Source organism: Winogradskyella sp. PC D3.3, from assembly GCF_054366245.1.
The window spans coordinates 3,024,366-3,036,930 of sequence record NZ_CM135962.1 but is presented as its reverse complement, the minus strand read 5'-3'; the positions used below and the strand labels follow the sequence as shown (position 1 = coordinate 3,036,930).

The following is a 12,565-nucleotide window of genomic DNA, read 5'->3' as shown; positions in this document are numbered from 1 at the left end:
AGTGATTTCGAGGAACGAGAAATTATATCGAGAAGCAATTAAAATGAAGAAAAATTTCAACTTAAATAATTTCATAAGAGAAAACATAAAAACCATCAAGCCATATTCCTCAGCACGAGATGAATATAAGGACATCACTGATGGCATGGTTTTTATTGATGCTAACGAGAATCCTTTTAATACCGATGTGAATCGGTATCCAGATCCTCAACAAACTAATGTAAAAGCGCGTTTGTCTGAATTAAAAGGTGTTCCAACGAGCCAAATTTTACTAGGAAATGGAAGTGATGAAGTTTTAGATTTAATATTTAGAGCGTTTTGTGAACCTAATCGCGATAAGGTTATCACATTACCACCAACATATGGTATGTATAGTGTTTTAGCAAATCTTAATGCGGTTGAAAATATTGAAATTCTTTTAACTAGGGATTTTCAGCCAAATTTTGACGAGATATCACGTGCCGCGCATTCACATACTAAACTGTTGTTTTTGTGTTCTCCAAATAATCCAACAGCCAATAGTTTTGAAGCTAAAAGAATTGAGGAATTAATTAATGAATTTCAAGGTATTGTGGTGATTGATGAAGCTTATATTGATTTTTCAAAAAAAGAAAGTTGGTTAAGTCGCTTGGATGAATTTCCGAATTTAATAATCACACAAACCTTGTCTAAAGCGTATGGTTTAGCCGGAATTCGTTTAGGTATCTGCTACGCGTCGCAAGAAATTATTTCAGTATTAAATAAAATAAAACCACCGTATAATATTAATCAACTCTCTCAAGATAAAGCTTTAGAGCGTTTAAACGCTATGAATGCTGTTGATAATGAGGTGAAAATGATTATCACAGAAAGGAAAAAATTGAGAAAAGCATTAAAGTCTATTCGTTTTATAGAAACAGTGTATCCTTCTGATGCCAATTTCATCCTAGCTAAAGTAGATGATGCTAATAAACGCTATCAGCAATTGGTGGCGCTGGGCATTGTGGTGAGAAATAGAACGAATCAGCCATTATGCGACAACTGCTTGCGATTTTCAGTAGGCACGGAAGCGGAGAATGAAAAATTAATTCAAGCATTAAATAACCTGTAAGGTTTTCAAAACCTTGTAGGTATTAAAAGAAGTTTAATAAAAACAGATTCCTACTTTCGTGGGAAAGTATTATGAAAAAAACAGTATTATTCATAGACAGAGACGGAACTTTAATTAAAGAACCTGCCGACGAACAAATTGACGCATTTGAAAAATTAGAGTTCTATCCGAAAGTGTTTCAATATTTAAGCAAAATTGCAAAAGAATTGAATTTCGAAATTGTAATGATTACCAACCAAGATGGTTTAGGGACGGAAGTGTATCCTGAAGACAGCTTTTGGCCTGTTCATAATTTCGTGATTAAGACGTTTGAAGCCGAAGGAGTGGTTTTTGCAGCGCAGTTTATCGATAGGACATTTGCTAAAGATAATGCTCCGACACGTAAGCCAAATACAGGTTTGTTGACTAAGTATTTTTCGGAACCTTATGACTTAAAGAATTCATTTGTAATTGGAGATCGCCTTACTGATGTTGAATTGGCTAAAAACCTTGGTGCAAAAGGCATTTTTATAAATGACAACACCAATTTAGGAACCGATGAAGTTACAGTAAGTAATAATGAATTGGAAGACTATATAGCTTTAGAAACTAATGATTGGGAAGCGATTTACAAATTTCTTAAAACCACAGAACGCGTTGGAAGCATCGAAAGAAACACCAATGAAACTAAAATTAAAATTGATATTAATTTAGATGGAACAGGGAAAAGCAACATCGCTACCGGAATTGCATTTTTTGATCATATGCTAGATCAAATTGCACGTCATGGGCAACTCGATTTAAATATTAAGGTAGATGGTGATTTAGACGTTGATGAACACCACACCATAGAAGATACAGCCATTGCTTTAGGAGAAGTGTTTGCTACAACCTTAGGAAATAAATTAGGTATAGAACGTTACGGATTCTCTTTGCCTATGGACGATTGTTTAGCACAAGTTGCCATTGATTTTGGTGGTCGAAATTGGCTGGTTTGGGAAGCCGAATTTAAACGTGAAATGATTGGGAAAATGCCTACCGAAATGTTTTATCACTTCTTTAAATCGTTTACAGATGGAGCTAAATGTAATTTGAATACTAAAGTAGAAGGCACCAACGAACATCATAAAATTGAAGCCATATTTAAAGCCTTTGCAAAAGCGATTAAAATGGCCGTTAAACAAGATGTCGAAAAAATGATTTTACCAAGTACTAAAGGAATGCTGTAATGATTTGTCATTCCTGCGAAAGCAGGAATCCACTTTGAAAAATTAAATAATTAGATTCCTGCTTTCGCAGGAATGACAATAAAATGTCAATGAAACTATCAATAGTAAATTACGGAGCTGGAAATATTAAAAGTATACAATTTGCCTTTCAACGTTTAGGATATGACGCTATTTTAACGGATAGTCCTGAAGAAATTATAACATCAGATAAAGTGATTTTTCCGGGGGTTGGCGAAGCGAGTTCGGCAATGATAAAACTAAAACAAAGTGGATTAGATCAATTAATTCCAACCTTAAAACAACCTGTTTTGGGGATTTGTTTAGGCATGCAATTAATGTGTAGTCATAGTGAAGAAGGTGATACCACCGGACTTGGTATTTTTGATGTCAATGTAAAACGATTTTCTAATAACGTTAAAGTCCCACAAATGGGATGGAACACAATTTCTAATCTCAAATCCGATTTATTTAAAGGGATAAAAGAAAAAGAATACATGTACCTTGTGCATAGTTATTATGCAGAACAGTGCGAGGCATCTATTGCCACGTCTGATTACGAATTAGAATATGCTTCGGCATTAGAAAACGACAATTTCTTTGGTGTTCAATTTCACCCAGAAAAGAGTAGCAAAGCAGGAGAACAGTTACTAAAGAATTTTTTAAAATTATAAGGTTTTAAAACAATAATAAATGTCGCCTTGAGCGCAGTCGAAAGGTCTCGATAGAAATAGAGTATTAATTAAAAAAAGAGATTCCCACTTTTGTGGGAAGTAAGCATGAGAATAATACCAGCCATAGATATTATAGAAGGAAAATGTGTGCGTTTAACCAAAGGCGATTACGACACCAAAAAAATATATAACGAAAATCCACTAGAAGTCGCCAAGGCTTTTGAAGATTCAGGTATTGAATACTTGCATTTGGTTGATTTAGATGGAGCGAAAGCAAAACACATTGTTAATTATAAAGTTTTAGAAGTAATTGCTTCTAAGACGAATCTGAAAATTGATTTCGGTGGAGGATTAAAATCTAGTGAAGATTTAAATGTGGCTTTTAATTGTGGCGCAAGACAAATAACTGGAGGCAGTATTGCTGTTAGTGATCGGGAAATCTTTGAAGGTTGGTTGTCTAAATACGGACCACAGAAAATCATTTTGGGTGCCGATAGTAATAAGGGTAAAATAGCAATAAACGGTTGGCAAGATAATAGTAAAGAGGAAGTCATTTCATTTATAAAAGATTATCAAAGAAAACGAATTAAGTACGTGATTTGTACAGATATTTCAAAAGATGGAATGCTTGAAGGCCCATCAATTGAACTTTATAAAAATATAATTGAAGCTTGTAGCAATAGTAGTGGTGTGCAGTCTGTAAACCTTATAGCATCTGGAGGAGTATCTGGTGTTAATGATTTAGAAGCACTAAAAGATATAGGTTGTGAAGGTGTCATTATTGGTAAAGCCATTTATGAAAACAGAATAAGTTTAAAAGAATTAGAACGATTTTTATAAAATAGCGATTAGTTGTGTTAGCTTTTAGCTAATATCTAAAGGCTAATTCCTAAAAGCGAAATTATGTTAACAAAACGAATAGTCCCTTGTTTGGACATTAAAAACGGAAGGACCGTAAAAGGTGTGAACTTTGTAGATTTAAGAGATGCTGGTGATCCTGTAGTATTAGCGAAGCAGTATGCTGATTTAGGAGCTGATGAATTAGTATTCTTAGATATCTCAGCCACTTTAGAAAACCGTAAAACCATGCACGATATGGTTTTAAAAGTAGCAGAACAAGTTAATATACCGTTTACAGTAGGTGGAGGAATTTCATCTGTGGAAGATGTGGATGACTTGTTGCATTGTGGAGCAGATAAAGTCTCTATTAATTCTTCGGCTGTAAAACGACCAAAATTAATCAATGAGCTTTCAGATAAATTTGGAAGTCAATGTGTAGTGGTTGCTATTGATGCTAAAGAAGTTGATGGAGAATGGTTAGTCCATTTAGCAGGAGGTACTATTCCAACAACATTAAATTTATTCGATTGGGCACAAGAAGTCGAACAACGTGGTGCAGGTGAAATATTATTTACATCCATGAACCATGATGGAACTAAGGCTGGATTCGCAAACAAAGCATTAGCAAAACTTTCAGATTTAGTGAACATTCCAATAATAGCTTCTGGAGGTGCAGGAACGATTCAGCACTTCGTCGATACTTTTAAAGAAGGAAAAGCAGATGCGGCATTAGCGGCAAGTGTATTTCATTTTGGTGAAATCCCCATTTTTGAATTAAAAGAAGCCTTACATAATAAAGGTATAGCAGTAAGATTATAATTAATAACGTCTGTTCGAGCGAATTCTAAGGTTAAACGCTCAAACAACATAACAATAACTATGAACGTAGATTTCAATAAAAACCCAGACGGTCTTGTGCCAGCAATTATTCAAGACGCTAGCACTAATAAAGTATTAATGTTAGGGTATATGAATGCTGAAGCTCTAAAGCAAACCATAGAAACTAAATTGGTAACTTTCTTTAGTAGAACAAAGCAAAGGCTTTGGACAAAAGGTGAAGAAAGTGGTAATGTTTTAAACTTAGTAAATATCAAACTCGATTGTGATAGTGATTCTTTATTAATAAAAGTAACCCCTAAAGGTCCCACTTGTCATAAAGGAACAGATACTTGCTGGAATGAAACCAATGAAGTGTCTTATGGTTTTATTTCGCAATTAGAAGATACTATTACGTCTAGAATAAAAGAAGCAGATTCAGAAAGGTCTTATGTTGCATCTTTATTCGCAAAAGGAATTAACAAAATCGCACAAAAAGTAGGAGAGGAGGCTGTGGAAGTTGTTATTGAAGCAAAAGACGATAATGATGAACTTTTCTTACAGGAAAATGCAGATTTATTGTTCCATTATTTAATGCTATTGCAAGCTAAAGGCTTTAGGCTTAGTGATGTCGTATCTGTTCTTCAACAACGAAATTCGAAATAATTGCAATATAACTAACTGATTATCAGTGTTTAAGGTAGGGTTTTAGAGAGTTTTGATGAAATTTAAGCTACCTGCACTGTTTATCGATTAAATAAGTGGTTTATCGTATTTATTTGATTTTTATCGAAAATAAAAAAATTTAATCGATAAAATTTGAATTTCAACGAATAGGTTTTTGGATTTCATAAGTTTGTGGAACAGAAATGTTTAACAAAAACCCTTATCTCATGAAAAACTATAAACCTACTTTAATTTTTTTATCTGCATTGTGCTTTTCTAATTTATCAAAGGCGCAGCAATTTGAATCTGGATACAATATCCAAAACCAATTACAAGGTCAATACGAACCAGGTGACCAAAATTATTTTGACTCAACCGCTTATGAGTCAGAATATAAATCTACCGAAGCTTATGAAAATGCTCTAAATGTTTCTTCAGAAAATGATAATCTTGAACGAAGTGCTTTTGATATTCCTGTAACACATATTTATAATGATGGTTGGGTTGTTGGAGATCCATTAGTAATTGGCTTAAACATTGCTGATTTAATTGTCGTTCAATCTGGAACTATTGTTATCGATACAAATCTTACACTTAGCCTAATAACGATAGAAGCAGGTGCTTCTATAACGATTAACTCTGGAGTAACAGTTACAGCTAATGTTTTATTAAATTCTACGGCAGGAGAATTTTCTAGCTTAATTTCTGATGGAACTATTGTAGGTAATGTAACCTATAGCAGACAGACAGCAATATTTGGAACAAATGAATTAGTTTCAGCACCGCTTTCAGGACAGCTATTTTCTGCATTTTCATTAGCTAATACGAATTTGCCTGGTAATCCGTCATTGTTAACGATGAAGGCATTTGCTCCTTTTGTTACCTCAGCAGGGGCTTATAATAATCTTGATATATTAGGAGATGCTACACATGTTCTTGCAGCAGGAAATGGTTATAGAGCAGCTACTTCTGATGGAAATAATTTGATTTATACCGGAGCTGTTGAAACAGGTAATGTTTCAGGAGTAGCAATTACTAACGCTGGTGATGGTGATTCTTGGAATTTAATAGGAAATCCATATCCATCATATATAGATTTTAATACTTTTTACGCGACCAATTCTAGTCAATTAGATCCAGAAAGTATGGCCATTTACTGTTATACAGGTAATAGTTCTAATCCATGGAGAATTTTGAATCAACTAACTACTGAACTAGCAGGTGTAACAGAATTAATTGCTCCAGGACAAGCCTTTTTTGTTAAATCTAAAACAGGCGGTGGTTCAATTGATTTTACGACTAGTATGCGTTCAGGTGGATCTACAAATATTGAGTCTTCTAGAGATGCAGTATCATCACATTATGGACATATCAAATTAAATTTAAGTTCAGGTAGTTCTTTATATTCTACAGATTTTTATTTTAATAGCAATGCTTCAGAGGGATTAGATCCTGGTTATGACGCTAGTTTATTCGGATCAAATCCACCAGCATTTTCAATTTATTCTAGTTTAATGGACAATAGTTTAGAGATTCCATTAGCTATTCAAGCTTTCAATAACTCATCCATGAGTAATGTTGTTGTGCCATTGGGTGTTAATGCCCCTCAAGGTCAAGAGCTAACTATTAGTATCGCTGAAAGTGATATGTCTGATGATACCAACATGTATTTAGAAGATACTGTGAGTAATACAGTGACCTTATTAAATACATCCGATTTTGTATTTACTCCAGCTGTTAATTTAAGTGGAACAGGACGATTTTACCTTAGATTTGAAACTAATGCACTTAGTGTAATTAATGTAGATATGGAGGCTGTAAAAATTTATGTTAATAATGCTGCTAAGACAATTAATATTAATGGTCAATTAGAAAATACAACTGAAGCAAAATTATTTGATGTTAATGGTCGCCTTGTTTTAACTAATGTTTTAAATACTAATAATACAAGTCAATCTATTGATGTTAGTCAGTTAACGTCTGGTGTGTATATTGTAGAGTTAGATAATAACACAAATGAAAGAAGAATTGAAAAACTAATCATTAGATAATTCGTATATCAGGAAAAACAGTACTTTAATTAGAAACAGCCATAATTGTAAAAATTATGGCTGTTTTTGTTTTTGCAGTAATTTTAAGAAAGTTTTATTCACCAGCAAGAACAATTTTTAATTCTGGATAGTTAGTCTTTAGCTCGCTTTCTAATCCAATAACATGAGAAGCTCCAACAATAACAATATTTCGTTTTGAGTCTGAAGCCATAACTTGTTCTCCTATGTTTTTAGCCATTTTCATGTTGCGTTGATTCCAATAAATTTCGCCTTGCGTACAGCCTTCGGTTTTAATAGTAACATACGTAAATGAACTAGATAGATGTAATTGTTCTAAAGATTTTCTTTTGTTGGTGTGTTTACCTAAACCTCTAAAGATGGCAGGTAAAATAGCAGCATTATAGGCCTTTTTATTTAGTTTGTGATTAATAGTGTTATTTCCATTAGATTGCCCTTCTTTACTACATTTTGACCATGCTTCATGATATTCCCTATTGGTGCTTTGGTCGTCCATAGAAGTTAATAATTTTAGGTCTTGATACAAAGCAAGCTTAAAAGTAAGATCGCCATCTTCATAACGTGTTGGTTTTTTAGAACCTTGTATACCGTATGTTTTTATATAATTGTAAAATTCATGATTAGCATTATCTCTATTATAAGCAAACGTTGAGATCATAAAATCTAAATCTTCAGAAGTCATATCTGAAAAAGATTTTTCGAGAATAGTATGATATTTTTTTACATTAGGTTTAAATACACTTTGGATTGAATCCGATAAATAATAAAATGCTTTGTAACTTTCTGACCAGCCGTCTTTTAAATATTCCCAACTTAACGTATCGTTTCCTCTTGGACTTTCTACATAAATCGCTGTAGGGTTATATGTCTTAGCGCGCCTTAGCATGGGTTTATAACTGTTTTTAACAATTTTTGGAACTGTATGCATCGTACCTACGATTAAGATTTCTTTTTGGACTTCTTGAGCATTTCCATTGAATGTTAAAATAAATAATACGATACTAAAAGTGAATAGTGTTCTCATAATTAAGCTGTTTTGGTGTTAAACTTTCTTGAAGCAAACTTAATTATGAAAATGATATTTATTCAATAAGAATAGGGGTTTGGGGTGAAATGACCTTAGTTTGTGGCGGAATTAATCGCTAATTTTGTAGCCTTTTGGTAGGTTTTAGAAATGGGGACTTTTATTTGGTGGTTAAGGATTACAAAACGCTTTCCATTTTCCGTTTTCCATTGTTGAAAATGAAAAGGATTAATAAGATAGGATCGATGCGTGCGAAGTAATTCCGGAAAGTCATCAGCAATAATTGAAAGTTTATTTCTAATTAATGTTTTTTTCAAGGTGTTACCCGTGAGGTAGAAAACTTCAATATAATTATCTGAAGATTGTATACTAATAACGTCATTCAGTTGCAGGCGTAACCCTTCGTAATTGCCTTCCCCTTTAATTTCGATCTTTTGATCTTCGAGTTGTTTTTCATAATACTTTCCAAAACTAAATCTTCCAATTAATATAATAGGTAAGATTGTAATAATTGCAGGAAGATATATTGCTGTTAGCATATAAGCTAAAGTATAGGGATTAGGTTCATTTGCTACAACGACGAATAAATAGTAACACCGTGAAATGGTTATAGTAACTATACAAAACGTGAGTATAAAGCTTAATTCGCTAAAAATTAACCATTGTTTTTTTAACCTGTGATATAAATAGGTTTGAAAGGGTAAGAATAACAAATAACAAAATCCCACGACTAATCCATAACTAGGTAAATAAACTAATTTTTCATTATTTGATAATTCATTAACATCTAGTGGTTCTGTGAAGTATAAAAAAACAAAAACCCAACTAGCTAATAATAAACTAATAATGATATGATGTTTTATTAAAGGATCAAAAGGGTAAAGTCTTTTCAAATTTTTAGTTTTGTACTATAAAAGTAAGCATTGCTTTTGGAATCTTAAAGAAATTAGCGTTCTTGCCACTATGTTTGATAAACGTTATTATTATCTCATTAAATTACAATATTTAGGCTATCGTTTTCATGGTTGGCAAAAGCAACCCGATGTAAAAACGGTACACCTAATGATTGATCGTACGTTAAAGTATATTCTTCAAGATATACGATTTAAGACTTTAGGCGCTGGCCGAACAGATGCTATGGTCTCTGCTAATGAAGCTGCTTTAGAATTATTTATTTATAATGAACCAATTCAAGATTTTGATGCTTTTTTAGATCTATTTAATCATAATCTACCGCAAGATATTAGGGCTTTGTCTGTAGAAGAAGTCGATAAAAAATTTAATATTATACAAGATTCAAAGTTAAAAGAGTATCATTATGTCTTTTCTGAAGGTCAAAAAAACCATCCATTTTGCGCTCCTATTTTAACTACAATTCTCGAACCGCTGGATGTGGATTTAATGAAACAAGGCGCCAAATTATTTGAAGGTACTCACAATTTTAAAACCTATTGCTATCGTGCTACAGACAGAGGAGAATATGTGAGAACAATCGAATCTTCAGAAATAGTAGATAATAATATTTATACGGCTAATTTTTTTCCTGAAAAATCGTATGTATTCAAAGTGATTGGTAAAGGCTTTATGCGAAACCAAATTCGATTGATGTTTGGTTGCCTTATAAAATTGGGTAGAGGAGAGGTTACTTTAGATTATATCAAAGAAACCTTAGAAAATGAAAGTACTGAAGTGATGGATTATATTGCACCGGCATCTGGCTTAATATTACATTCCGTAGATTTTAAATAAAAAAGGTACTAATTATTATATAACTAGTACCTCTTTGAGATTGGTTGGTTACGTTTTTTTACTTCATCCATCCTTTGGAAATCGCATGTTTTGAATACTTAATTAAAAGGAGGCAAACAACAATTACTAGTATTGGCATTATTAACATTGCTAATGTCATTTCTACATGTGTAAATAAATACACATGTTGAATAATAGCAGCAAATGCCGAAATAATAAATAATGTATAAGCCCATTTTTTTCGTATTAATAAGGCTATACATCCTAAAGCTCCACAAAAAACAGCTAAAGCAAATGCTGCTGTATACCAAACAGGATATTCTACTAAGAATTCTGCTTGTTGCGCTTTAGGTAATTGTGCAATGACGTCATCTGTTATAAAAGCTCGTGTTAAATAAGCTATTACGCCAGCGCTATTCCATAATAATGCTAAAACACTGATAATCCAAAAGCTAATAGGTAGTTTGTTAATAGAACTTGACATAATAATGCTGATTAAATTGATTTATTTAAAAGTGTAACTAAGAGCTTTTATATCAACAATTTATGAAAACTTAATTTAAACACTAACTCCTATAGAAAATTAGTTATATAAAAAATACGTTGATTTAATCTGCAACGTGAAGTTTTGGTTCTTTATCCACAAATTTTCCATTGACAGATTCACCTAAAATGATAACTTCTTTAGAGCGTTCGTACATTTTTATAGCGCGATGCATCTGTAATTTAGTTCCACTGTAAAGTTTTACGCCTGATTTTGAGCCTTTGTTTCTAATCTCAATATAGAAACCGTCCTTTAGTGCTGTTGGTCTTGTTGCTGGTCTACCCATAAATATAATGTCTGTTTTAAAAGTTGTGCATAATAGTAAATATTATTATACCTCACAAGTTTATTCTGAAACAATTATTAACCACGTTACGTTTTATAATTGTTACCAGTAATACTTGTTGTTTTAGTTGCCTTAAATTCCTGTATTGAAATTATTTTAATTTATATAGCGTTGGATCTAGAATTCTCAGGTGTAAAAGTTTATATTCTAAAAGTTTAAAGATAGAATTAGGGTTAACCCTTATGGATTAGCGTTAAAACTCATAGGATAAGAGCAAAGTTTCTTTACTTATCCTATAGATCTTTGCACATAGGCGTAAGTCGATCTAAAAATTCAATGACTATATGAGAGAACAATTCAATACAGCACTAGGAAATTTAATAGATAAATTAATCGGTTGGTTTAATGCCATAATAGAGAATATTCCAAATTTTATTTTAGCTATTATCGTAATGATCGCTTCATATTTTGCAGCTAAATATGTTAGACGACTTGTTAAACGAATCGTCTCTAAGCGTATTGAACAAGATTCTATAAAAAATGCTATGGCTAGGGTTGTCGCTGTGTTAGTTGTAGCCTTCGGCTTATTTATTGCTTTAGGGATTTTAAATTTAGGAAAAGCCTTAACATCCTTGCTAGCTGGTGCAGGAGTTGTAGGTTTGGCGATTGGTTTAGCACTACAAGGGACTATTGCTAATACGTTTGCTGGACTTGTTTTGTCTTTTAGAAAGAAAATTCAAATTGGTAATTGGGTAGAGACAACAGGGTTTTCAGGTGAGGTTATAGATATTAACCTTAAAGATTTTACGCTTAAAGAAGCCGATAATAATATTGTTATTATTCCTAATAAAACCATTTTAGATAATCCCTTGAAAAACTATTCCCTTACCACAAAAATGAGAGTCTTTATAGAATGTGGAGTAGGTTATGAGTCCGATTTAGAAAAAGTACAACAGCTCACTAAAGATGTTATTGCTAAAACTTTTAATCAGGTTGAATCGTCAGATGATGTTGAATTTTATTATACAGAATTTGGTGATAGTTCCATTAACTACTTATGTCGATTTTGGATTGATGCAGAAAGTATGCTTGAAAAATTAAGGGCAAAAACGAAAGCCATTATAGAAATCAAAAAAGCATACGATGCTGATGGGATCAATATTCCCTTTCCAATTAGAACGTTACAGTTCAGTAATAATTTAGATATCGAATCTGTAAAACAGAAAACTTCACCGTCTAGGAACTAAACAGTCTTTTAAACTGAATTGTGCTTTTTAATAGCGTTAAAACTCTTAGGATAAGAGCAAATCAGATGATGTTGTATTGTAGATATTTGTAATATACATTAACCATTAAAATCAAAATCAATGAAAAAATTTAGTTATTTATTTATAGCCCTATTTAGTTTAAGTCTAATGACAACGAGTTGTAGAGAACAAAAATCTACAGGAGATAAGATTGAAGATGCAGTAGACGATACTGGTGATGCTATCGAAGACGTAGCAGATGATGTTGGAGATGCCATTGATGAATAAACAAAAGTGTAAATATTAAAGTAAAAAGCCGTCGTCTCGATGGCTTTTTATATTTTTATATACTAAA

General features: G+C 32.5%; 14 protein-coding genes. 10 read left to right on the top strand and 4 right to left on the bottom strand.

Translation table 11 applies throughout. The features are described 5' to 3' along the window. Positions 1-43 precede the first annotated feature (43 nt). The 7 genes from hisC to ACXGSQ_RS13305 all read left to right on the top strand — a co-directional run bounded on the left by hisC (position 44) and on the right by ACXGSQ_RS13305 (position 7,342). On the top strand, positions 44-1,090 hold the full coding sequence (gene hisC, locus ACXGSQ_RS13335) for a histidinol-phosphate transaminase (protein ID WP_458626648.1): 1,047 nt from the start codon (positions 44-46) through the stop codon (positions 1,088-1,090). A gap of 71 nt (positions 1,091-1,161) precedes the next feature. Next, positions 1,162-2,298 carry a bifunctional histidinol-phosphatase/imidazoleglycerol-phosphate dehydratase HisB gene (gene hisB, locus ACXGSQ_RS13330; RefSeq protein WP_458626647.1) on the top strand — a complete coding sequence of 379 codons (1,137 nt, stop codon included), beginning with the start codon at positions 1,162-1,164 and terminating at the stop codon, positions 2,296-2,298. Positions 2,299-2,387: 89 nt separating this feature from the next. Then, entirely contained in the window at positions 2,388-2,969 is a 582-nt protein-coding gene (gene hisH, locus ACXGSQ_RS13325) for an imidazole glycerol phosphate synthase subunit HisH (RefSeq protein ID WP_458626646.1), read from the top strand. A 105-nt stretch (positions 2,970-3,074) separates the two neighbouring features. Further along, positions 3,075-3,809: a 1-(5-phosphoribosyl)-5-[(5-phosphoribosylamino)methylideneamino]imidazole-4-carboxamide isomerase gene (gene hisA / locus ACXGSQ_RS13320; protein WP_458626645.1), complete on the top strand. Its 735-nt coding sequence runs from the start codon at positions 3,075-3,077 to the stop codon at positions 3,807-3,809. A 63-nt stretch (positions 3,810-3,872) separates the two neighbouring features. Then, positions 3,873-4,628 (top strand): imidazole glycerol phosphate synthase subunit HisF, encoded by a 756-nt coding sequence (gene hisF, locus ACXGSQ_RS13315; RefSeq protein ID WP_458626644.1) that lies wholly within the window; start codon positions 3,873-3,875, stop codon positions 4,626-4,628. A 48-nt stretch (positions 4,629-4,676) separates the two neighbouring features. After that, a complete protein-coding gene (gene hisIE / locus ACXGSQ_RS13310; RefSeq protein WP_458629363.1) occupies positions 4,677-5,291 on the top strand; it encodes a bifunctional phosphoribosyl-AMP cyclohydrolase/phosphoribosyl-ATP diphosphatase HisIE in 615 nt (204 codons plus the stop codon). A 227-nt stretch (positions 5,292-5,518) separates the two neighbouring features. Next, positions 5,519-7,342: a T9SS type A sorting domain-containing protein gene (locus ACXGSQ_RS13305; RefSeq protein ID WP_458626643.1), complete on the top strand. Its 1,824-nt coding sequence runs from the start codon at positions 5,519-5,521 to the stop codon at positions 7,340-7,342. A gap of 94 nt (positions 7,343-7,436) precedes the next feature. On the opposite strand, the gene ACXGSQ_RS13300 is transcribed toward ACXGSQ_RS13305, so the two are convergent. Together ACXGSQ_RS13300 and ACXGSQ_RS13295 are read right to left on the bottom strand one after the other, a co-directional pair. Then, positions 7,437-8,384 carry a DUF5694 domain-containing protein gene (locus ACXGSQ_RS13300; RefSeq protein ID WP_458626642.1) on the bottom strand — a complete coding sequence of 316 codons (948 nt, stop codon included), beginning with the start codon at positions 8,382-8,384 and terminating at the stop codon, positions 7,437-7,439. A gap of 95 nt (positions 8,385-8,479) precedes the next feature. Further along, complete coding sequence (locus ACXGSQ_RS13295) at positions 8,480-9,277, bottom strand: LytTR family DNA-binding domain-containing protein (protein ID WP_458626641.1); 798 nt, start codon at positions 9,275-9,277, stop codon at positions 8,480-8,482. 70 nt (positions 9,278-9,347) lie between these two features. Between ACXGSQ_RS13295 and truA the strand changes: the two genes are divergently transcribed. After that, entirely contained in the window at positions 9,348-10,133 is a 786-nt protein-coding gene (truA, locus tag ACXGSQ_RS13290; protein ID WP_458629362.1) for a tRNA pseudouridine(38-40) synthase TruA, read from the top strand. A gap of 58 nt (positions 10,134-10,191) precedes the next feature. Here the strand turns inward: truA and ACXGSQ_RS13285 are convergent, their stop codons facing one another. Continuing rightward, positions 10,192-10,617, bottom strand: coding sequence for a hypothetical protein (locus ACXGSQ_RS13285; RefSeq protein ID WP_458626640.1), 426 nt, complete (start codon positions 10,615-10,617; stop codon positions 10,192-10,194). A gap of 124 nt (positions 10,618-10,741) precedes the next feature. Continuing rightward, complete coding sequence (locus tag ACXGSQ_RS13280) at positions 10,742-10,963, bottom strand: hypothetical protein (RefSeq protein WP_179375806.1); 222 nt, start codon at positions 10,961-10,963, stop codon at positions 10,742-10,744. A 344-nt stretch (positions 10,964-11,307) separates the two neighbouring features. On the opposite strand from ACXGSQ_RS13280, the gene ACXGSQ_RS13275 reads away from it, so the two are divergent. Together ACXGSQ_RS13275 and ACXGSQ_RS13270 are read left to right on the top strand one after the other, a co-directional pair. Then, on the top strand, positions 11,308-12,210 hold the full coding sequence (locus ACXGSQ_RS13275) for a mechanosensitive ion channel family protein (RefSeq protein ID WP_458626639.1): 903 nt from the start codon (positions 11,308-11,310) through the stop codon (positions 12,208-12,210). A gap of 120 nt (positions 12,211-12,330) precedes the next feature. Further along, positions 12,331-12,498, top strand: a complete 168-nt coding sequence (locus tag ACXGSQ_RS13270) for a hypothetical protein (protein ID WP_458626638.1) — start codon at positions 12,331-12,333, stop codon at positions 12,496-12,498. Positions 12,499-12,565 lie beyond the last annotated feature (67 nt).

What these genes read in the sequence shown, in the direction of transcription:
- hisC (WP_458626648.1), top strand. Translation starts at nt 44, where the DNA reads ATGAAGAAAAATTTCAACTTAAATAATTTCATAAGAGAAAACATAAAA.
- hisB (WP_458626647.1), top strand. Translation starts at nt 1,162, where the DNA reads ATGAAAAAAACAGTATTATTCATAGACAGAGACGGAACTTTAATTAAA.
- hisH (WP_458626646.1), top strand. Translation starts at nt 2,388, where the DNA reads ATGAAACTATCAATAGTAAATTACGGAGCTGGAAATATTAAAAGTATA.
- hisA (WP_458626645.1), top strand. Translation starts at nt 3,075, where the DNA reads ATGAGAATAATACCAGCCATAGATATTATAGAAGGAAAATGTGTGCGT.
- hisF (WP_458626644.1), top strand. Translation starts at nt 3,873, where the DNA reads ATGTTAACAAAACGAATAGTCCCTTGTTTGGACATTAAAAACGGAAGG.
- ACXGSQ_RS13305 (WP_458626643.1), top strand. Translation starts at nt 5,519, where the DNA reads ATGAAAAACTATAAACCTACTTTAATTTTTTTATCTGCATTGTGCTTT.
- ACXGSQ_RS13300 (WP_458626642.1), bottom strand. Translation starts at nt 8,384, where the DNA reads ATGAGAACACTATTCACTTTTAGTATCGTATTATTTATTTTAACATTC.
- truA (WP_458629362.1), top strand. Translation starts at nt 9,348, where the DNA reads ATGTTTGATAAACGTTATTATTATCTCATTAAATTACAATATTTAGGC.
- ACXGSQ_RS13285 (WP_458626640.1), bottom strand. Translation starts at nt 10,617, where the DNA reads ATGTCAAGTTCTATTAACAAACTACCTATTAGCTTTTGGATTATCAGT.
- ACXGSQ_RS13280 (WP_179375806.1), bottom strand. Translation starts at nt 10,963, where the DNA reads ATGGGTAGACCAGCAACAAGACCAACAGCACTAAAGGACGGTTTCTAT.
- ACXGSQ_RS13275 (WP_458626639.1), top strand. Translation starts at nt 11,308, where the DNA reads ATGAGAGAACAATTCAATACAGCACTAGGAAATTTAATAGATAAATTA.
- ACXGSQ_RS13270 (WP_458626638.1), top strand. Translation starts at nt 12,331, where the DNA reads ATGAAAAAATTTAGTTATTTATTTATAGCCCTATTTAGTTTAAGTCTA.